This window comes from Streptomyces kronopolitis (assembly GCF_014646275.1).
GTDB classification, from domain to species: domain Bacteria; phylum Actinomycetota; class Actinomycetes; order Streptomycetales; family Streptomycetaceae; genus Streptomyces; species Streptomyces kronopolitis.
Window position 1 is genome coordinate 1 of the sequence record NZ_BMND01000062.1, and the last position, 20,855, is coordinate 20,855.

Annotated in this window: 16 protein-coding genes and 1 rRNA gene; 9 read left to right on the forward strand and 8 right to left on the reverse strand. The window is 71.8% G+C overall.

The genetic code is table 11. The annotated features are described in order from the left end of the window. Positions 1 to 72: ribosomal RNA gene (gene rrf, locus IEY78_RS35275) — 5S ribosomal RNA — on the forward strand; the annotation flags it as partial. A 408-nt stretch (positions 73 to 480) separates the two neighbouring features. Here rrf and IEY78_RS32480 read toward each other — a convergent pair. Genes IEY78_RS32480 through IEY78_RS32500 form a run of 5 tightly spaced genes read right to left on the reverse strand, consistent with a single transcriptional unit; the run spans position 481 to position 6,182 of the window. Then, the gene (locus IEY78_RS32480; protein WP_189104491.1) at positions 481 to 1,791 is read right to left on the reverse strand and encodes a DUF58 domain-containing protein; all 1,311 of its coding nucleotides are present in this window, start codon (positions 1,789 to 1,791) and stop codon (positions 481 to 483) included. Between the two features lie 10 nt (positions 1,792 to 1,801). Then, positions 1,802 to 2,767, reverse strand: coding sequence for an AAA family ATPase (locus IEY78_RS32485; RefSeq protein WP_189104493.1), 966 nt, complete (start codon positions 2,765 to 2,767; stop codon positions 1,802 to 1,804). After that, entirely contained in the window at positions 2,748 to 3,974 is a 1,227-nt protein-coding gene (locus tag IEY78_RS32490; RefSeq protein ID WP_189104495.1) for a DUF4350 domain-containing protein, read from the reverse strand. The genes IEY78_RS32485 and IEY78_RS32490 overlap by 20 nt, the downstream gene beginning before the upstream one ends. Then, complete coding sequence (locus tag IEY78_RS32495) at positions 3,971 to 4,663, reverse strand: DUF4129 domain-containing protein (RefSeq protein WP_189104496.1); 693 nt, start codon at positions 4,661 to 4,663, stop codon at positions 3,971 to 3,973. The genes IEY78_RS32490 and IEY78_RS32495 overlap by 4 nt, the downstream gene beginning before the upstream one ends. 4 nt (positions 4,664 to 4,667) lie before the next feature. Continuing rightward, on the reverse strand, positions 4,668 to 6,182 hold the full coding sequence (locus IEY78_RS32500) for a DUF7847 domain-containing protein (protein WP_189104497.1): 1,515 nt from the start codon (positions 6,180 to 6,182) through the stop codon (positions 4,668 to 4,670). Between the two features lie 152 nt (positions 6,183 to 6,334). On the opposite strand from IEY78_RS32500, the gene mtnA reads away from it, so the two are divergent. The 7 genes from mtnA (at position 6,335) to IEY78_RS32535 (ending at position 15,106) form a co-directional block, all read left to right on the forward strand. After that, complete coding sequence (mtnA, locus tag IEY78_RS32505; RefSeq protein ID WP_189104498.1) at positions 6,335 to 7,504, forward strand: S-methyl-5-thioribose-1-phosphate isomerase; 1,170 nt, start codon at positions 6,335 to 6,337, stop codon at positions 7,502 to 7,504. After that, positions 7,501 to 8,178 (forward strand): two-component system response regulator MtrA, encoded by a 678-nt coding sequence (gene mtrA, locus IEY78_RS32510; protein ID WP_189104499.1) that lies wholly within the window; start codon positions 7,501 to 7,503, stop codon positions 8,176 to 8,178. The genes mtnA and mtrA overlap by 4 nt, the downstream gene beginning before the upstream one ends. 1 nt (position 8,179) lies before the next feature. Next, a complete protein-coding gene (gene mtrB / locus IEY78_RS32515; RefSeq protein WP_373294291.1) occupies positions 8,180 to 10,297 on the forward strand; it encodes an MtrAB system histidine kinase MtrB in 2,118 nt (705 codons plus the stop codon). A 28-nt stretch (positions 10,298 to 10,325) separates the two neighbouring features. Next, the gene (locus tag IEY78_RS32520; RefSeq protein WP_189104513.1) at positions 10,326 to 12,161 is read left to right on the forward strand and encodes an LpqB family beta-propeller domain-containing protein; all 1,836 of its coding nucleotides are present in this window, start codon (positions 10,326 to 10,328) and stop codon (positions 12,159 to 12,161) included. A 242-nt stretch (positions 12,162 to 12,403) separates the two neighbouring features. Beyond that, entirely contained in the window at positions 12,404 to 13,132 is a 729-nt protein-coding gene (locus IEY78_RS32525) for a ComF family protein (RefSeq protein WP_189104500.1), read from the forward strand. 293 nt (positions 13,133 to 13,425) lie between these two features. Next, positions 13,426 to 14,112 (forward strand): ribosome hibernation-promoting factor, HPF/YfiA family, encoded by a 687-nt coding sequence (gene hpf, locus IEY78_RS32530; protein WP_189104501.1) that lies wholly within the window; start codon positions 13,426 to 13,428, stop codon positions 14,110 to 14,112. Between the two features lie 232 nt (positions 14,113 to 14,344). Next, positions 14,345 to 15,106 (forward strand): response regulator, encoded by a 762-nt coding sequence (locus IEY78_RS32535; RefSeq protein ID WP_189104503.1) that lies wholly within the window; start codon positions 14,345 to 14,347, stop codon positions 15,104 to 15,106. Between the two features lie 95 nt (positions 15,107 to 15,201). Here IEY78_RS32535 and IEY78_RS32540 read toward each other — a convergent pair whose 3' ends face one another. Next, positions 15,202 to 16,407: a winged helix-turn-helix domain-containing protein gene (locus IEY78_RS32540; protein WP_189104505.1), complete on the reverse strand. Its 1,206-nt coding sequence runs from the start codon at positions 16,405 to 16,407 to the stop codon at positions 15,202 to 15,204. A 154-nt stretch (positions 16,408 to 16,561) separates the two neighbouring features. Beyond that, positions 16,562 to 17,203, reverse strand: coding sequence for a GNAT family N-acetyltransferase (locus IEY78_RS32545; RefSeq protein ID WP_189104507.1), 642 nt, complete (start codon positions 17,201 to 17,203; stop codon positions 16,562 to 16,564). Positions 17,204 to 17,454: 251 nt separating this feature from the next. On the opposite strand from IEY78_RS32545, the gene secA reads away from it, so the two are divergent. Beyond that, complete coding sequence (gene secA / locus IEY78_RS32550) at positions 17,455 to 20,280, forward strand: preprotein translocase subunit SecA (protein WP_189104509.1); 2,826 nt, start codon at positions 17,455 to 17,457, stop codon at positions 20,278 to 20,280. A 107-nt stretch (positions 20,281 to 20,387) separates the two neighbouring features. Here secA and IEY78_RS32555 read toward each other — a convergent pair. After that, a partial coding sequence (locus IEY78_RS32555) for an Rv3235 family protein (protein WP_229700316.1) occupies positions 20,388 to 20,855 on the reverse strand: 468 nt, incomplete at its 5' end.

Consider the following 20,855-nt stretch of genomic DNA (forward strand, 5'->3'; position numbering starts at 1 on the left):
CCGGAAGCTAAGCCTTTCAGCGCCGATGGTACTGCAGGGGGGACCCTGTGGGAGAGTAGGACGCCGCCGAACAATCATTGTGGGAAAGCCCCGCACCATATGGTGCGGGGCTTTTCTGCGTTCCGCGGTAGTTGCGTGGCGGGGCTGAGTGGCTGGGCGTTGATTTCCTCGTGCCAGCCGCTGCCGGCTGTCGGTGCCCCCTACGGCAGAGATCCTCTCAATGGCCCTTCCCTAGTGGCATGGAGTCATGGCCTGACACTCCCTGAGCATTTGGTGCCGTGCTCGACAGACAGCTGGCGAGCAGCGGCAGCCAGTACTCAGACTCGGAGGAATGTGGCCCAGGCGTTGGACGCTGCTGTGGGATGACAATCCTCGCTTGAGAGGGAGTCTGTCTTCTCTGCGGTTTGGGGCAGGGGCTCGTGCGTGAGAGGGCCTGAGAGATAGGCCGGGGTGGCGAGGGAAGGCGAGCGCAAGCCGGGTTCAGAGGCGGCCGGTGGCCTTCAGGGTGAGGTACGCGTCGGCCAGGTCAGGGGCGAGGTGGGCCGGGGTGGAGTCAATGACCGTGATGCCGTGGTGGCGGAGGCGGTCTGCGGTGTGGCGGCGAGCGGCGCGGGCCTGTTCGGCGGCTGCTGCTGCGTAGACGGCCTGGGGGGTGTGCCGGCCGTTGGCCATCTCCTCGATGCGGGGGTCGGCCACGGCCGCGACGATGAGTTCGTTGCGTTGGGTGAGGCCGGGGAGGACGGGCAGGAGAGCCTCCTCCACGGGTGCTGCGTCCAGGCCGGTGAAGAGCACGATGAGGGACCGGCGCGAGGCGTGACGGTGGATGGTGGCGGCCAGTCCGCGGGCGTCGGCCTCGACCAGCTCGGGCTCCAGGGGAGCCAGCGCATCCGTGAGCGCCGGGAGGAGGTCACGTGCCGTGCGGCCCTGTACGGAGGCGCGCACCCGGCGGTCGTAGGCGAGCAGGTCGACGCGGTCGCCGGCGCGGGCGGCGAGGGCGCCGAGCAGTAGGGCGGCGTCCATGGAAGCGTCGAGGCGGGGGATGTCGCCGACTCGGCCGGCCGAGGTGCGGCCGGTCTCCAGGACGAGCAGGATGCGGCGGTCGCGTTCGGGGCGCCAGGTGCGGACCGCGAGGTGCTGGCGGCGGGCCGTGGCGCGCCAGTCGATGGAGCGGGTGTCGTCGCCGTGCGTGTAGTCGCGGAGGCTGTCGAACTCGGTTCCCTCACCGCGAGTCAGAATGCTGGTGCGGCCATCGAGTTCGCGGAGTCGGGCGAGCTTGGCGGGGAGGTGCTTGCGGCTGGTGAAGGGCGGCAGGACACGCAGTGTCCAGGGGACGTGGTGGCTGCCTTGGCGTGCGGCCAGGCCGAGCGGGCCGTAGGAGCGGACCGTGACGCGGACGGCGTGATGGTCGCCGCGTCGGGTGGGGTGCAGCGAGGTGGTGAGGCGTCGGCGTTCGGCGCCGGGGATGCGCACGGTGTGACGGGATGCGGGAATGTCCGTGCCGGGGTGGAAGGAGCTGGGGGGCCAGGCGTCACGGATCTGTGCGCGCAGGGTGCGGCGGCTCGGGTTGGTGAGGGTGAGGTGTGTGTGGGCCTCACCCATGAGTCGAACGGTTGTGTCACCGGTTCGGGTGAAATGGAGCTTTCGCACTGGCGCGGCGAGCGCGAGATCGCACAAGATTGCTATCAGCAAGGCGAGTTGGACGACGAGGATGCCGAGCCAGCTGGGCAGCACGAAGCCGACGAAGAGGGCTCCGCATGCGGAGACGAGGGCAGTGCGTCCGGTGAGGGCCACGGTGTCGTTCTCAGCGGGGGACGGGGAGATGTGCGAGTACGGCGTTGATCACGGAGTCTGCGGTGACTCCTTCCATCTCCGCTTCGGGGCGGAGATGGACGCGATGTCGGAGCGTGGGAAGGGCAAGGGCCTTCACATCGTCGGGGGTGACATAGTCGCGGCCGGTGAGCCAGGCCCAGGCTCGTGACGTGGACAGCAGGGCGGTGGCACCTCGGGGGGAAACGCCGAGGGAGAGCGAGGGGGATTCGCGGGTGGTACGGCAGATATCGACGATATAGCCGGTGACTTCGGGGGAGACGGCGGTCTTGGCGACCGCGTCCCGGGCAGCATCGAGGTCGGCGGCGGAGGCGACGGGGCGCAGCCCTGCGGCGCCGAGATCGCGGGGGCTGAATCCGGCCGCGTGGCGCGTGAGGATGTCTATCTCGTCATGACGGGCGGGAAGCGGCACGGTCAGCTTCAGGAGGAACCGGTCGAGCTGGGCCTCGGGGAGAGGGTAAGTGCCCTCGTACTCCACGGGGTTCTGTGTGGCGGCCACCAGGAACGGCTCGGGGAGCGGGCGGGGTGTGCCGTCAACGGTCACCTGGCGCTCTTCCATCGCTTCGAGCAGGGACGCCTGGGTCTTGGGAGGCGTGCGGTTGATCTCGTCCGCGAGCAGCAGGTTGGTGAAGACGGGGCCCGGCTGGAACGAGAACTCCGCGTTGCGCGAGTCGTAGACCAGTGAACCGGTGACATCGCTCGGCATCAGGTCGGGGGTGAACTGGACGCGTTTGGTGTCGAGTTCGAGGGCGGTCGAAAGCGAGCGTACGAGCAGTGTCTTGGCGACGCCGGGTGCGCCTTCCAGAAGGACATGACCGCGGCAGAGGAGTGCGACGACCAGGCCGGTGACGGCCGGGTCCTGGCCTACGACGGCCTTGGCTATCTCGGTGCGCAGATCCTCGAGGGAGGCTCGGGCGCTGTCAGCGGTCGGGGTGCTCACGGGAAGCGTGCCTCTCTTGGGAAACGATCGAGGATTCGAGTGCGTCGAGTTGGTCGGCCAGGTGGACCAGGGCCTTGTCATCCGTGGGGGCCGGGCCGAAGAGCAGGGCATGGAGGTCTGTTCCGGCGCCGGGGGAGTTCGCGACCTGGGCGTGAACGGCGGGGAGGAAGACATCGGGGGTGTGGGCGTGCGCGAGGGGCACGCCGATGAGAGGGGCGATGCGTGTGCGGGCCGCTGAGCGCAGTACGTCGGACGCCCGGTCGCGGGCAGCGGCCTGTTCGTAGAGACGCGCGTGCCCCTCGGTGGTCTCGGTGGCCGGGACGGTGACGGGGAGCCTCTCCGGTACCAGGGAGCCGAGCCGGCGGGCGCGCCACAGCGCCGCGCACAGGGCGGCGAAGGTGAGCTGGAGCAGGCCCCAGCGCCAGCCGGAGGGGATGAGTTCGAAGAAACTGCGCTGGTCGTTCCGAGCGGACGACGGGTCGCTCAGGGAGGGGAGGTACCAGACCAGATGCTTGTGCGTACCGAGGAGTTGAAGAGCCAGGGAGGCGTTGCCGTCTTCGGCGAGGCGCTGGTTGTAGAGGAGGTCGGGGGAGCCGAGCAGCACGGTGTCGCGGCCGGTGCGGGGTGCCGGCAGGTGCAGCAGGGTCGGCCGGCCGCCGCTGGGGTAGCAGCGGTCGGCGTCGCCGGATGCCGCGTAGCGGACGCCGCCCAGGAGGGCGCTGCCCGCACGGCGGGCCTCCGGCAGGGAACAGGACGGCCGGCGTGCCGAGTTGGCGGACGATGGTTCCGCCTGGACGCCGGGAGCGAAGGTTTCCAGGGCGGAGGAGCCGGCGCCGAGCAGGACGGTACGGCCGGGGGTGTGCCCGGTCGCGGTGTGCAGGCCCGTCAGTTGCGCATCCGTCAGCACGTCGGGGTCGGTGACCAGCAGGGTGGTGTGCGGGCCTGCCGCCGCGGCGGCCTCCTCGGCCGTGGTCACGACGTGGGTGGAGATGCCGCGGGCGGCCAGGAGTCGGGCGAGGGCCGCGCTGCCGGTCCGGTCCGTGGACCGGGGGTCGAGCCGGCCGTACTGCTCACCGGACTGGAGGGCCGCGAGGACCACGCCGCTGATGACCAGCAGGAGAAGTGCGAGCAGCGGTCCGCGCGACCGGAGCCACAGGGCATGACGGGTCGGGGAGAGCGCGGGGGTTTCCGGGGCGGCCGTGGTCATCCGCGGCTCCCGGTCGGGGTGGTGGCCAGGTCGGGTCTGGCGTGCTGGAGATCGGTGTCGAGGTCCGCCAGGAGGGTGTACGCGTCTTCGGTGCCGGGGCGGCCGCCGTATGTGACGTCGTCGAAGGCGCGGGCTGCGGTGCGCAGCCGGTCGGCGTGCGCGGGCAGCGTCCGGCCGGCCTCGGCGGCGGCCTCGCCAGCGGTGCGGCCGGGGCCGGGGGTGAGCAGAGCGCGCTCTTCGAGGGCGAGGACGAGGGCGCGCATCCGGTCCTGGATCGCCTCGCTCCAACGGCCCTCGGCGGCATGGCGGGCGGCGGCCGCGCGGTGTTCGGCGGCGGTGCGGGGGGCGTCGGCGAAGAGTGCGCCGCTCGTGGTCGGGGTGCGGCGCACCGCACCGAGCCGCAGCCGGAGGGCGACGATCAGCAGCAGGACGAACGCGGCGATGGCGAGGAGCCCGATCCAGCCGCCCGGAGTGGTGCCGGCGGCCGTGCGGAAGAGCGCGTCGATGTGGTCCCAGAGCCAATCCAGTGCGCGCTGTATCGGGTTGGGGTCGTGCTGGTGGTACCGGGGATCGGACAGTTCACGCTCGGCCGCCTCACGGGCGGGGACGCGTGGAGTCCGCACCGGTATGTCGTCGTCGGAGCGCGCGAGGAGTCGCCCGTGCGCAGCCAAGATCCCCCCAGAGGTCACCGCATCACCTTCCCGGTGCGGTGTCGTCGGGGCGCTGTCCGGGGATGTCGGCGGCCGGGGCCGTGCCATCCGTGGGCGTGGGGGTGGTCGCCGAAGGGGCGGTGCCCGTGGGAGCCGGGTCGGCTTCGGGGGCGTGCGCGTCGGTGCCTGTCGGGGTGTCAGCGGCGGCTGTGGCGGGGACTGTCGGCGCTTCGTCGGTGGCGGGAGCCGGGGCGGCGGCCGGGGGGTAGGCGCCGTAGCCGGGGAGGCCGGCGGCGCGGGCGAGCTCGAGGTCGAGTGCCTCGCGGCGGATCCGCTGGTCCATGTAGAGGAGTGCGGTGACGCCGGCCGTGACCGGGAAGGTGATGGTGGAGCTGATGACGGCGCCGATGCCCAGCACGATCAGGAACGACCAGCTGGTGTTGCTGGTGCCGTTCGCCCAGTCCATGAGGCTCTCGCCGCCGACGAGGAAGGCGAGGAAGGTGGCCGGGATCTGGATGATGAACTCGACCACGCCGACGAGGACATAGGCGAGAAGCTGTGCGCCCAGCACGCGCCACCAGGCGCCCCGGACGAGCTTCGCCGAGCGGCGCATCGCGGCGATGACGCCCTGCTTCTCCAGCATCAGCGCGGGAGGAGCGAGGCTGTAGCGGACCCACAGCCAGAGGCTCACGGCGCAGGCGGCCAGTCCGCCGAAGAGCATGAGGAGCAGGCCCACGTCGAGCGGACCGGTGGCGGCCAGGATGATGCCGGGGGTCACGCCGGCCGTGAGGACGGCGGCGATGAGCAGTGGGAGCAGTACGAGCAGGCCGACCAGGCGCGGAAGTTGGGGACGCGCATCGCGCCAGGCCTCACCGGCGGTCACCGAACGGCCCAGGACGGCACGGCTCACGACCATGGTCAGCATGCCGGTGGCGATGATCGCGGCCAGCAGTCCGATCGCCGAGGTGATCCCGGTGCCGGCGAGCGTATTGCCGAGTTGGCGCATGGTCTCGCGGAGAGGTGGGGCGTTGTCGCCCGCCGGGCTCGCGGTGCGGCCGGCGTTGTGGAGGAAGCCGGTGACGAGGGTGATGGCGGTCTGCGAGACGACCGCGACGACCAGCGATATGCCCAGGACGGTGCGCCAGTGCGCGCGCATGGTGGCGACCGCGCCGTCGAGGATCTCGCCGATGGCGAGCGGGCGCAGGGGGATGACGCCGGGCTTGGCGGCCTGTGGCACGGGGGCCCAGGCGCCGCCCCAAGGGGGCCGGCCGGGCTGGGGCGGGCCGCCCCAGCCGGGTACGCCGCCGGACGATGCCGCACGGGTGCGTTCACCGGACGCGCCCGGGCCGCTCCTGCCGTGCGGGCCGCCCTGGCCGGGGATGCCGGCGGGGGCCGACCACTGTCCGGCGGGCGGCTGTTCCTTGGACCAGTTCGGCGGGGACGGCTGCTCGGCGGAGCCGGTGCGGTCGTCCTGGGGGGGCTGCTCCTGTGTGCCGCGGCCCGGCTCGTCGGAGGAGGGACTGGATCCGGGCGAGGCCCAGCCCGGAGAGTTGTTCATCATCGCTCCTTCTTGCCGCCCGTCCGCCGGAGCAGCCGGGGTCCGGGGTCCGCGGTGGCAGTCATCGTGTCATGGCATCGGGCGTGGTGTACCGGCGCCCGGAGTGCGAGAGAACCTTCTGTTCGAGGGGCGGTCGGCGGCAGACTGAGGGGATGGGCGATCAGCACGAGGTATCCGAGAAGGGCGCCGGGGCGCTCACCATTCCGTCATTGCGTTGGGAGGAGCCGCCCGAGGGGCCCGTATTGGTCCTCCTCGACCAGACCCGGCTGCCCGCGGAGGAGGTCGAGCTGGTCTGCACGGACGTACCGGCGCTGGTGCAGGCGATCCGCACGCTGGCCGTGCGGGGGGCGCCGCTGCTGGGCATCGCGGGCGCGTACGGCGTGGCACTGGCCGCGGCGCGGGGCTTCGACGTGGAAGAGGCGGTCGAGGTGCTGGCCCAGGCCCGGCCCACCGCGGTCAATCTGGCCTACGGGGTTCGGCGGGCGGCGGCCGCGTACCGTGCCGCGGCGGCCGACGGGTCCGGTGCCCAGGCGGCCGCGGCGGCGCTGGCCGAGGCCCGGGCCGTGCACGACGAGGACATCGAGGCCAGCGCACGGATGGCGGAGCACGGGCTGGGGCTGCTGGGCGAGCTGCTGCCGGGGGGCGGTCACCGGATCCTCACGCACTGCAATACCGGGGCGCTGGTGTCCGGGGGTGAGGGCACCGCCCTGGCGGTGGCGCTGGCGGCGCACCGGGCCGGCGAGCTGCGCCGCCTCTGGGTGGACGAGACCCGCCCCCTGCTCCAGGGGGCTCGGCTGACCGCCTACGAGGCGGCGCGGGCGGGGATGGCGTACACGGTGCTCTCGGACGGCGCGGCGGGCTCGCTGTTCGCCGCCGGGGAGGTGGACGCCGTGCTGATAGGCGCGGACCGGATCGCGGCGGACGGCTCGGTCGCCAACAAGGTGGGCAGCTACCCACTGGCCGTGCTGGCGCGGTACCACCACGTTCCGTTCGTGGTCGTGGCGCCGATCAGCACCGTGGATCCGGACACCGCGGAGGGGGCGGATATCGAAGTGGAGCAGCGTCCGGCGCAGGAAGTGACGGAGTTCTCGTTGCCCTCCGTACAGGGTGCCGGGGCGGGGCCGGGGGGCGGTATACCGGTGGCTCCTTTGGGCGCGCAGGCCTACAACCCGGCCTTCGACGTCACTCCGCCGGAGCTGGTGACGGCGATCGTCACGGAGGCCGGAGTGGTGTCTCCGGTGACCCCGGAGAGGCTCGCAGAGGTGTGTTCCACGTCACGATGGAGTAAGTCACGATCAGGTAATGGGATGATGGCCGAATGAAGGGACGCGTCCTGGTCGTCGACGACGACACCGCACTGGCAGAGATGCTCGGCATCGTGCTGCGTGGCGAAGGTTTTGAGCCGTCGTTCGTGTCGGACGGTGACAAGGCTCTTGCGGCCTTCCGCGAGACCAAGCCCGATCTTGTGCTGCTGGACCTGATGCTGCCGGGGCGGGACGGCATCGAGGTGTGCCGGCTGATCCGGGGCGAGTCCGGTGTCCCGATCGTCATGCTGACCGCCAAGAGCGACACCGTCGATGTGGTCGTCGGGCTCGAATCGGGCGCGGACGACTACATCGTCAAGCCGTTCAAGCCCAAGGAGCTGGTGGCCCGGATCCGGGCGCGGCTGCGGCGTTCGGAGGAGCCGGCGCCCGAGCAGCTCGCCATCGGTGACCTGGTCATCGACGTGGCGGGCCACTCGGTGAAGCGGGACGGGCAGTCGATCGCGCTGACCCCGCTGGAGTTCGACCTGCTGGTGGCGCTGGCGCGCAAGCCGTGGCAGGTGTTCACGCGTGAGGTGCTGCTCGAGCAGGTCTGGGGCTACCGGCACGCCGCCGACACCCGGCTGGTCAACGTGCATGTGCAGCGGCTGCGCTCCAAGGTCGAGCGGGACCCGGAGCGGCCGGAGATCGTGGTGACCGTGCGTGGCGTCGGCTACAAGGCCGGGCCCAGCTGACATGACCCGGGACGGTTCGACCCCGGAAGGCAAGCGGGGGCGCACCGTCGACCCGGCGGGTGATATGTCCTTTTCGGGCAGGTTGGTGGCCCGTTTGCTGCGCGGTGGGCAGTTGCTGCCCGACGGCGCGGTGAGCGGACCGGTCCATCCCCTGCTGCGGCTCTTCAGCCGCTGGGTGCGGCGGCCCCTGCTGCCCGCCCTGCGGCTGTGGCGGCGCAATATCCAGCTGCGCGTGGTGGCGACCACGCTCCTGATGTCGCTCGCCGTGGTGCTGCTGCTCGGCGTGGTGGTCGTGGGCCAGGTCCGTAACGGCCTGCTCACGGCCAAGGCCCAGGCCGCGCAGAGCCAGGCCGTGGGCGGCTTCAGCGTCGCCCAGAAGATGGCCGACGGCGCCGACGACACCCGGCCCGACGACGTCGCCCGTACCGGCAACCGCAGCACCCAGGACTCCGCGACCTGGCTGACCGGCCTGGTCGAGCAGCTCGCCAGTGGCGGACAGGGCGTCTTCTCCGTCGTGGCGCTCAGCTCCGACTCCGACGAACCGTTCGGCGACTCCAGCCCCGGCACCCGCGGCCCGCGCGCCTCCGGCGATGTCGACCCCGAGCGGAGCGTGCCCCCCGAGCTGCGGCGGAAGCTGGACACCAAGTCCGGGACGTTCCGCCAGTACACCCAGATCAAGCGGATCGGGTCGGACGACGGGGTGCCGGCGCTGATCATCGGCAAGCGGCTGAACGACGTCAACAGCAACCAGTACCAGCTCTACTACCTCTTCCCGTTCAGCCAGGAGGAGGAGTCGCTCAAGCTCGTGACGGGCACGCTCGCGACCGCCGGGGTCTTCGTCGTGATCCTGCTCGGGGCGATCGCCTGGCTGGTGGTGCGGCAGGTCGTCACGCCCGTACGGATGGCCGCCGGGATCTCCGAGCGGCTGGCCGCCGGCCTCCTCCAGGAACGCATGAAGGTCACCGGCGAGGACGACATCGCCCGCCTCGGGGAGTCCTTCAACAAGATGGCGCAGAACCTCCAGCTCAAGATCCAGCAGCTGGAGGAGCTGTCCCGGATGCAGCGCCGCTTCGTCTCCGACGTCTCGCACGAGCTGCGGACGCCGCTGACGACCGTGCGGATGGCGGCCGACGTCATCCATGACGCGCGCGACGAGTTCGACCCGGCCACCGCGCGCTCCGCCGAGCTGCTGCGCGGCCAGCTCGACCGCTTCGAGTCGCTGCTCGCGGAGCTGCTGGAGATCAGCCGCTTCGACGCCGGGGCGGCCGCGCTGGAGGCCGAGCCGATCGACCTGCGCGATGTGGTGCACCGCGTCATCGAGGGTGCCGAGCCGCTCGCCGACGCCAAGGGCACCCGCATCGTGGTGCGCGGTGCCGAGCAGCCCGTCATCGCCGAGGCCGACCCCCGCCGGGTGGAGCGGGTGCTGCGCAACCTCGTGGTCAACGCCGTCGAGCACGGCGAGGGCCGCGACGTGGTGGTGCGGCTGGCGTCCGCGGGCGACCGCAGCGGCGGCGCGGTGGCCATCGCGGTGCGTGACTACGGCGTGGGCCTCAAGCCCGGCGAGGCCACCCGGGTCTTCAACCGCTTCTGGCGCGCGGACCCGGCCCGGGCCCGAACCACCGGCGGCACGGGGCTGGGCCTGTCCATCGCCGTCGAGGACGCCCGGCTGCACGGCGGCTGGCTGCAGGCCTGGGGTGAGCCCGGCGGTGGCTCGCAGTTCCGGCTGACGCTGCCGCGTACGGCCGGCGAGACCCTGCGCGGGTCCCCGATACCCCTGGAGCCGGAGGACTCGCGCCGGCACCGTGGACTGGACGAGAACGGCCGGCCGCGCGCCGGAGCCGACCGCAAGCCGTCCACGATCCCGGCGCAGCCGCGTGCCGCCGAGGCCGACGGTGCGCCCGGCGGCGCCCGGGAGCCGCAGGTGGCCGGGGCCGCGGCGGCCGGTCCGGCGGCGCTGCCCGGCAACGGCGCCCGTGTGGTGCCGCAGAGCGGAGGCGCGCGGAGCGAGGCCGCAGCGCGCGGCGAGGACGCGCACATCGATGAGCCGCCCCATGAGGGCGGGGCCGGGCAGGAAGCCGGACGGGGCGTGGAGCGGGAAGGCGGGCTGCGTGGGAACTGAGCACGGGGAGGGCACCGGAGAGTCCCGTATGCGCGCCCGCCGGGGAGTCCGGCGGGCGCGGAAGGCCGTGCTGCTCGGCTGTGCGGCGGCGCTGCTGGCCGGGTGCGCGTCGATGCCGGACAGCGGCGACGTCACGGCGGTCGACCAGTCGCCGCGCTCCGAGGGCGAGTCGCAGGTGCGGGTCTACGGCGTGCCGCCGCAGGACGGGGCCCAGCCGACCAACATCGTGCGCAGCTTCCTCGACGCGACGACCAGCGACGAGGCGGATTTCCGTACGGCCACGCAGTATCTGGCGAAGTCGGCGAAGCGGACGTGGCGGCCGTTCCGGGTCACCGATGTGCTCCAGGAGCGCCCCAAGCCCGAGCCGAAGCCACAGTCCAACCGCGAGGACGCCAACGGCTACACGGTCACCCTCTCCGGCAGCCAGGTGGCGGCCGTGGACGACAACCACGCCTACACCCCGGAGGAGAAGCCGTACCGCCGGACGATTCACCTCGTCAAGGAGAAGGGGCAGTGGCGCATCGACCGGCTGCCCGACGGGCTGGTGCTCGGCCTGTCCGACTTCCAGCGCATCTACCGCTCCGTCAACAAGTACTACTTCGCGTCCTACAAGTCGGAGGCGCAGGAGCCGAAGGCGAGCCGCAATGTGCTCGTCGCGGACCCGGTCTATCTGCGGCAGCGGATAAAGCCGATCACGGCCAGCGTGGCGGCGCTGCTGTCGGGGCCCACCGACTGGCTGAACCAGGTGACGTCCTCGGCGTTCCCGCCCGGCACCCGGCTCTCCGCCCATGATCTGGCGCTGGACGACTCCAACGCCCTGCGGGTCAAGCTCAGCAAGGAGGCGGCGAGCGCCGGTTCCGCGCAGTGCAAGCGGATGGCGGCGCAACTCTTCTTCACCGTCCAGGACATGACGCGGGCTTCGAAGATCAGTGAGGTGGAGCTCCAGGACAGCGGCGGCAACTCGCTCTGTGCGCTGTCCCAGGAGCAGGCCGACCGCGACTTCGCCCCGTCCCCGGACGCCGGGCGCTCCGGCAAGGAGTACTTCATCGACGCCGACCACAAGGTCGTCGCGATGTCGGACTCCGCGACCGAACCGACGCCGGTCCGCGGCCCGTTCGGCACCGGTCGGACCCCGCTGCGCTCGGTCGCCATCTCGCGCGCCGAGACCACCGCGGCCGGTGTGTCCGATGACGGCCGGTCCCTGTACGTGGCCGGCATGGAGGACGGGCTCGCCCGCAGCGGTCCACTACTGACCAGTACCGGCTCGGCCAAGGACCCCGACGCGGGGCTCACCGCGCCGAGCTGGGACGGGCTGGGCGATCTGTGGGTCGCCGACCGCGATGCGCACGGCTCACGGCTGCTGCGGATCCGCGAGGGCAAGAGCGACCCCGAGAGGGTGGCGGTGCCCGGCCTGGACGGGCGGCGGATCAAGGCGATCAAGGTGGCCGCGGACGGTATCCGGATCGCGATCCTGGTGGAGGACAAGGGGCGGACGACGCTGCAGCTCGGCCGGGTCGAACGGGGCGGTACCGCCCTGCATCCGAAGCTCACGGTGCAGGAACTGCGGCCGATCGCGCCGCAGTTGGAGGACGTGGTCGCCGCGTCCTGGGCGGGCGGCAGCCGGCTGGTGGTCGTCGGGCGGGAGTCCGGCGGGGTCCAGCAGATGCAGTTCATGGAGACCGACGGCTCGGCGTCCAACGCGCAGACCCTGCCCGGCGTCAACGGCGTGAAGGCGGTGGCGGCCTCGGAGGACGAGACCAGACCGCTGATCGCGGACGCGACGGAGGGGATAGTGCGGCTGCCTCCGGACGCGAACTGGAAGACCGTGGCGAAGGACGGGACGGCGCCGGTCTATCCCGGGTGACGCGGGTGGCCGCGGGGCGCCGGGTGGCCGGTGGCCGGGAAGGCGCGGGCAGCGGCCCGTCGGCGCCGCCGGCGGCCGCGTTTCCGGCCTGTCCGAGCGGGTCCGGCCGGTCCGGAGGGCCGAAAGCCGGAAGGTACCCGTCCGGCGGGCCGCGCCCTCGCCCGAACGGCTCATCCGTCGCGTCACCGGCGAGGTTATCCACAGGGGTGGTGACCGAGCGTGTTCGGCGGGACAGTGGAGTCATGCGAGAGGTATGGCGCGAACTGGCCGGTCTGGTGCTGCCGGTCGACTGTGCGGGGTGCGGCCGGCCGCGTACGGAGCTGTGCGCACGGTGCGGCCGGGCGCTGGCGCGGGACGGGCGCGGGGCGCGGCGGGTACGGCCGTGGCCCGCACCGGCCGGGCTGCCCCGGGTATGGGCGGGGGCACCGTACGCCGACGAGGTCCGGGCGGTGCTGCTGGCGCACAAGGAACGGGGCGCCCTGCCGCTGACCGGGCCGCTGGGGGCGGTGCTGGCCGGGGCCGTGCGGGGGCTGCGGGTCGGGGGCGGGCCGCTGCTGCTGGTGCCCGTGCCGTCGGCGCGAAGATCCGTGGCCGGCCGCGGGCATGATCCGGTGCGCAGGATCGCGCGGGCGGCTGCCGGTGAGCTGCGGCGGACGGGGACCGCGGCCCGGGTGCTCGCGGTGCTGCGGCAGCGTCGTGCGGTGGCCGACCAGGCGGGACTCAGCGCCCCGCAGCGGCGGGCGAATGTCGCCGGTGCGCTGGAGGTGCCGGGTGTGGCCCGGAGGCTGCTGGTGGGCCCACCAGCGGTGCTGGTGGACGACCTGGTGACCACGGGAGCCACGCTCGCGGAGGCCGCACGCGCGCTCGCCGCGGCCGGTGGCCGGGTGGTCGGAGCGGCGGTGGTGGCGGCCTCGGTCGGTGCCTTTGCAGCCGATGAGGCACCGCTCCGCGCCTTACCACGGGGCAGGTAATTGAGGAAGAAAAGTCACTCAATTGGAGCCGGAGCCTCCGAGGGGGTGCCGACATCCGTCCGAGAGAGCTATGTTCGGTTGTGAGGACTTGGCGGACGTTTTGCCTTGGATGTCGCGATGAATGCGTTCAGGGGTATTTTCGGCAACCCTGAAAAGGGGGGAGTGGACAGCGGGTCCTCGGGGGAGGAGGAGGTGAAAGTCGCCAAGTCCGAGGCTTCGGCAACCACCGGAGCCTGGTGCAAGAAGGAATCGCCCCGCTGGATGAGCGGTGCGATCCGGGAACGGAGTTCTGCGTGGACATCGTCGTCAAGGGCCGCAAGACCGAGGTGCCCGAGCGGTTCCGCAAGCACGTGGCCGAGAAGCTGAAGCTGGACAAAGTCCAGAAGCTCGACGCCAAGGTGATCAGCCTGGACGTCGAGGTGTCCAAGGAGCCCAACCCTCGGCAGGCCGACCGTTCCGACCGAGTGGAGATCACTCTCCGCTCCCGTGGCCCGGTGGTCCGGGCCGAGGCCGCCGCCGCCGATCCCTACGCCGCGCTGGATCTGGCAACCGCCAAACTCGAGGCGCGTCTGCGCAAGCAGCACGACAAGCGCTTCTCGCGCCGTGGCAACGGCCGCATCCCGGCGAGCGAGGTCGCGGTCAGCGTGCCGGACGCCGCGAGCCTGAACCCCAACGGTGAACTCGCCGCCGACGTGGACCAGAAGGTGCCGACCACGAGGATGGGCTCGATCGACGTCCAGGGCGAAGGCCCCTTGATCGTCCGTGAGAAGACCCACTCGGCCGCGCCGATGGCGCTCGACCAGGCGCTCAACGAGATGGAGTTGGTCGGGCACGACTTCTACCTCTTCGTCGACGCCGACACCAAGCTGCCGAGTGTCGTCTACCGGCGGCACGCGTACGACTACGGCGTCATCCACCTGAACCCCGATCTGTTCGGGGAGGAGGAGCCCGGCGGCGCAGGTGGCGCCCTGGGCGGCTGACCCCCATCGCTCGGTGCCCCCGGCGCACGCCGGGGGCACCATCGTGACCGGAGAGAGCAGGAGTTGAAGCCGTATAGTGTTCGTGCCGGCCAGGGAGTACGGGGACACGACATGGCGACATGCCGGGGAGACGATCGAATGACTTTGATCGGGCTGGCCGCAGGGGGCTGTTGTCAACCAGCCTTATTTCCAAGCTCCGGCCTGTGGGCCGAGTAGTTGACGGGGAGGATCGATGGGGGACAGTTTCGGGCCCGTGCGCGGCGACGCGGATGACGACCACCGCGGTGCCGGAGGCGGGTACGAGGCCGACCGCACCGTCAGCGTGGCGCGCCAGGAGCCGATCCGGGTCCTGGTCGTGGATGATCACGCACTCTTCCGGCGGGGCCTGGAGATCGTGCTGGCCCAGGAAGAGGACATCCAGGTCGTCGGCGAGGCGGGGGACGGCGCGGAGGCGGTCGACAAGGCCGCGGATCTGCTGCCCGACATCGTGCTGATGGACGTACGGATGCCCAAGCGGGGCGGGATCGAGGCCTGCACCTCCATCAAGGAGGTCGCCCCCAGCGCGAAGATCATCATGCTGACGATCAGCGATGAAGAGGCCGATCTCTACGACGCGATCAAGGCCGGCGCCACCGGCTACCTCCTCAAGGAGATCTCCACCGATGAGGTGGCGACCGCGATCCGTGCCGTCGCGGACGGCCAGTCGCAGATCAGCCCGTCGATGGCGTCCAAGCTCCTGACCGAGTTCAAGTCGATGATCCAGCGTACGGACGAGCGCAGGCTGGTGCCCGCGCCCCGGCTCACCGACCGTGAGCTGGAGGTCCTCAAGCTCGTCGCCACGGGCATGAACAACCGCGACATCGCCAAGGAACTCTTCATCTCCGAGAACACCGTGAAGAACCACGTCCGCAACATCCTGGAGAAGCTGCAGCTGCACTCCCGGATGGAAGCGGTGGTGTACGCGATGCGGGAGAAGATCCTCGAGATCCGGTGAGATCGGGTGAGAGCCCGGTGAGGCACCCCGCCGGAGCGTGAACCCGCTGGCGGGGCGGGGGCCGGAGCCCCCGGTACCTGCCGTCCGGTGTCCCGCTAGTCGGTGGTGTGGTCGCTCGTGTGAGTGAGTTCCGCGTGCAGCGCGGCGGCCAGCTTGGGGTCGTCGCAGCGGTCCACGCGTACGGTGTCGCAGCCGACCCAGCGGGCGGCCTCCCACAGGGCCCGGGCCATGGGGGCGGCGGCCTTGGGGCCCTGCATCGACACCTGGCGCGCGACGAGGGTGCTGCCCTCGCGGGCCGGATCCACCCGTCCGACCAGGCGGCCGCCGGTCAGCAGGGGCATCGCGAAATAGCCGTGTATCCGCTGGGGGCGGGGGACGTAGGCCTCCAGGCGGTGGGTGAAGCCGAAGATCCGCTCCGTGCGCGGACGGTCCCAGATCAGGGAGTCGAACGGCGAGAGCAGCGTCGTGCGGTGCCGGCCGCGGGGCGGGGCGGCGAGCGCGGCGGGGTCGGCCCAGGCGGGCTTTCCCCAGCCCTCGACCTCGACCGGGACCAGTCCGGAGTCCGCGACGACGGCATCGACCTGTTCGGCCTTGAGGCGGTGGTAGTCCGCCAGGTCGGCGCGGGTGGCCACGCCCATGGCGGTCCCTGCCTGGGCGACCAGGCGGCGCAGGCACTCGGCGTCGTCCAGATCGTCGTGCAGCAGGGTGTCCGGGACGGTGCGCTCGGCGAGGTCGTAGACCCGCTTCCAGGCCCGGCGCTGTGTGCAGACCACCTCGCCGGTGTCCAGCAGCCACTCCACCGCGATCTTGGTCTCGGACCAGTCCCACCACTCGCCGCCGTTGCGCCCGCCGCCCAGCTCGGAGGTGGTCAGCGGGCCGTCGGCGCGGAGCCGCTCCACCACGGCGGCGCAGGAGCGCTCGGAGTCCTCCATGACGTGCCAGCGGTGGCCCTTGGCGCGCCGGGCGCGGCGGCGGAAGGCGAAGTGCGGCCACTCCTCGATGGGCAGGATGCAGGCGGCGTGCGACCAGTACTCGAAGCTGTGGGTGTCGCTCCAGTAGGCGGCCTCGACGGCGGGGCGGCTGACCGGGCCGAGCCGGGCGTAGGGCACCAGCTCATGGGAGCGGGCCAGCACCGAGATCGTGTCCAGCTGCACCGCGCCCAGCTGCCGCAGCACCCCGCGCACGCCCGCCCGGCGGTCCGGGGCACCCAGCAGACCCTGCGCCCGCAGCGCCAGGCGCCGGGCGTCGTCGCGGGACAGCGCGGTCACGGGCGGGGGCAGCGGCGGCGTCTCGGTGGTCATGCGGATCAGGGTAGGGGCGGGCACTGACAACGGCCGCGGGCGCGGGAAGAACCGCTGGTCAGGGCGCATTCGTGGACCCGGGGGCCTCGATCCCCCAAGGGCCCCGGCCCCTGGGCCCCGCCCCTCCCGAGCCCCCGGGCCCCGCCCCCGCCCCTCAGCCGGGATACGGCAGATACGGCGTCGCGTCCGGACGCCCGGCCCCGGCCACCCCGGCCACCCCAGCCACCCCGGCCGCTCCCGGCCCTCCGGGCGGATCGGACGGGAGCAGCGAGCCGATCCAGACGTCCCGGCGGATGCCCTCGCGCACCAGCTGGGCGCGCAGGGTGCCCTCCATGTGGAAGCCGAGACGGCGGGCCACGGCCCGGGAGCCCTCGTTCCCGGCCTCCGCGTGCCACTCCATGCGCTCCACGCCCAGGTCGCGGAAGGCCCAGCGCAGCACCGCGCGGGCCGCCTCGACCGTGTACCCCCGGCCGCGGTGCTCCCTGGCGGTCCAGTAGCCCAGCTCGGCCTGGCGTTCGGGGGTGCGCAGCCGGGCGAGGCGTACCAGGCCCATCGCCCCCACGAGCGAGCCGTCCGCCCGGGTCACGACGGCGAAGTTGTACGTGGTGTCGTCGCGCCAGCCCTCGGGGACGACGGTGCCGACGAACCGCTCCGCGTCCTCGACGCCGTACGGTGAGGGGACGCTCGTCCAGCGCGGAATGTCGGGTTCCTGGCACGCGGCGTGCACCGCGGGCGCGTCGGAGGGTTCGAAGGGGCGCAGCACCAGGCGCTCGGTGGTGAGGGTGACGGGCTTCATGGCGTGAGTCTGCAAGGTCGCGGAAAGCCTGACCAAGGGTTTTCGGTGTGATTACCGGCAACCGCCCGGCACCTTCTCGTGGCCTTGTGCGTTCACGGGAGGAGGGGATAGCGGGGTTCGCTGCGGCGGACCTCCCGGCCCGGCTGCGTCCTCCTTTACGATGGCCGTTGCGGCGGGGCCTGCCCCCTTGGAAAAATGCCGCGCCCGCGCACTCGACCGTGCAGGCCCGACCGGCAAGGAGACCAGCCCAAGTGTCCGTCTTGACGAAGATCATGCGTGCAGGCGAAGGAAAGATCCTGCGCAAACTGCACCGCATCGCGGGCCAGGTCAACTCCATCGAGGAGGACTTCGCGGCGCTCTCCGACGCGGAGCTGCGCGCCCTCACGGATGAGTACAAGGAGCGCTACGCCGACGGCGAGAGCCTCGACGATCTGCTGCCCGAGGCGTTCGCGACGGTCCGTGAGGCCGCCCGGCGGGTGCTCGGCCAGCGCCCCTACGACGTTCAGCTGATGGGCGGCGCGGCCCTTCACATGGGCTACGTCGCCGAGATGAAGACCGGTGAGGGCAAGACCCTGGTCGGCACCCTCCCGACGTATCTCAACGCGCTGTCCGGCAAGGGCGTCCACCTGATCACGGTGAACGACTACCTGGCCGAGCGCGACTCCGAGATGATGGGCCGCATCCACAAGTTCCTGGGCCTGACCGTCGGTTGCATCCTCGCCGACATGACGCCGGCCCAGCGCCGCGAGCAGTACAACTGCGACATCACCTACGGCACGAACAACGAGTTCGGCTTCGACTACCTGCGCGACAACATGGCCTGGTCGCAGGACGAACTCGTCCAGCGCGGCCACAACTTCGCGGTCGTCGACGAGGTCGACTCGATCCTCGTCGACGAGGCCCGTACGCCGCTGATCATCTCCGGCCCGGCCGACTCCGCCACCAAGTGGTACGGCGACTTCGCCAAGTTGGTCCGGCGCCTGAAGCGGGGCGAGGCCGCCAACCCGCAGCGCGGCATCGAGGAGACCGGCGACTACGACGTCGACGAGAAGAAGCGCACCGTCGGCATCCACGAGTCCGGTGTCAGCAAGGTCGAGGACTGGCTGGGCATCGACAATCTGTACGAGTCGGTGAACACCCCGCTCGTCGGGTACCTCAACAACGCGATCAAGGCCAAGGAGCTCTTCAAGAACGACAAGGACTACGTCGTCATCGACGGCGAAGTCATGATCGTCGACGAGCACACCGGCCGTATCCTCGCCGGCCGCCGCTACAACGAGGGCATGCACCAGGCCATCGAGGCGAAGGAAGGGGTGGAGATCAAGGACGAGAACCAGACGCTCGCCACGATCACCCTCCAGAACTTCTTCCGCCTCTACGACAAGCTCTCCGGCATGACCGGTACGGCCATGACCGAGGCCGCCGAGTTCCACCAGATCTACAAGCTCGGTGTCGTCCCGATCCCGACGAACCGCCCGATGGTGCGGATGGACCAGGCGGACCTGATCTACCGCACCGAGACCGCGAAGTTCGACGCCGTGGTCGAGGACATCGTCGACAAGCACGGCAAGGGCCAGCCGATCCTGGTCGGCACCACCTCGGTCGAGAAGTCCGAGTACCTCTCCCAGCAGCTCGACAAGCGCGGTGTCGCCCACGAGGTGCTCAACGCCAAGCAGCACGACCGTGAGGCGCCGATCATCGCCCAGGCCGGCCGCAAGGGCGCCGTGACGGTCGCCACGAACATGGCCGGCCGTGGTACCGACATCAAGCTCGGCGGCAACCCCGACGACCTGGCCGAGGCGGAGCTGCGCCAGCTGGGCCTGGACCCGGTCGAGCACGTCGAGGAGTGGGCGGCCGCGCTGCCCGCCGCCCTGGAGCGTGCCGAGGCCGCGGTCAAGGCGGAGTTCGAAGAGGTCAAGGAGCTCGGCGGGCTCTATGTGCTCGGCACCGAGCGGCACGAGTCGCGGCGGATCGACAACCAGCTGCGCGGCCGCTCCGGCCGTCAGGGCGACCCCGGCGAGTCGCGGTTCTACCTCTCCCTGGGCGATGACCTGATGCGGCTGTTCAAGGCGCAGATGGTCGAGCGGGTGATGGCCATGGCCAACGTCCCCGACGACGTCCCGATCGAGAACAAGATGGTGACCCGGGCGATCGCCTCCGCCCAGTCGCAGGTCGAGCAGCAGAACTTCGAGACGCGGAAGAACGTCCTGAAGTACGACGAGGTGCTCAACCGGCAGCGCGAGGTCATCTACGGCGAGCGCCGCCGCGTCCTGGAGGGCGAGGACCTCCAGGACCAGATCAAGCACTTCATGGACGACACCATCGACGCCTACATCCAGGCGGAGACGGTGGAGGGCTTCGCCGAGGAGTGGGACCTCGACCGGCTGTGGGGCGCGTTCAAGCAGCTCTACCCGGTCAAGGTGACCGTCGAGGAGCTGGAGGACGAGGCCGGCGACCGCGCGGGCATCACCGCCGAGTTCATCGCCGACGCGATCAAGGACGACGTCCACGAGCAGTACGCCGCCCGTGAGGAGCAGCTCGGCTCGGACATCATGCGGGAGCTGGAGCGCCGGGTCGTGCTGTCCGTCCTGGACCGCAAGTGGCGTGAGCACCTCTACGAGATGGACTACCTCCAGGAGGGCATCGGCCTGCGGGCGATGGCCCAGAAGGACCCGCTGGTGGAGTACCAGCGCGAGGGCTTCGACATGTTCACCGCCATGATGGAGGGCATCAAGGAGGAGTCCGTCGGCTACCTGTTCAACCTGGAGGTCCAGGTCGAGCAGCAGGTCGAGGAGGTCCCGGTGGAGGAGTCGGCACACACCTCGCTGGACAAGGACCAGGACGCCGTGCCCGCCGGCGCGGGCCGCCCGGAGATCCACGCCAAGGGCCTGGAGGCGCCGCAGCGGCCGGACCGGCTGCACTTCTCCGCTCCCAAGGTGGACGGCGACGGCAGCGTCATCGAGGGCGACTTCATCAGCGACGAGGACGCCGGACCGGCCCGTTCCGAGGCGGACGGGCTGACCCGCGCGGAGCGCCGCAAGGCCCAGAAGAGCGCGGGGCGCCGCCGCAAGAAGTGAGCGAGGCGCGGTGCGGTGGGCCGAGGTCGGGCCGCCGCACCGCGGAGCAGCACCGGGGCGCCCCGGCCGGAGAGCGGCCGGGGCGCCTTCGTGTGCCCGGGCGGGCCTCACGGTGCGCCCGGTACGCCCTGGGCCGGGCCGATGTCGAGGGCGGCGCAGCGCCACCGCGCGTCGGCGCCCAGCTCCAGCCGGAAGGCCAGGGCCCGCAGCCGTTCGCCCGCCGCGATCCGGGCGAAGGCCTCGATGACGCCGCGGCGCGGCCGGCACAGCCCGCAGTCGCGCACCGTGGGGAGGGGGCCGCGCCCGCCCGGTAGCGGGGCCGGCCGCAGCGGGGCGTGCGGTGCCAGCTCGGCCAGCCGGTCGTAGGCGGCCGGCAGCGCGTGCCCCAGCAGGGCGTGCACCGGGCGCTGACCGCTGAGGGCGAGCAGCAGCTGCTGGGCGAACCAGTGGTGCGGGCGGCTCTCCTGTGCCCGGCGCCGGGCCGCGGCGGTCGGCAGGGGGACGCCGGCCGCGGTGACCGGGGTGCCGGCGGCGGACCGGCGGCTCACCGCGGCGGCCAGGGCGGCGGGGCGGCC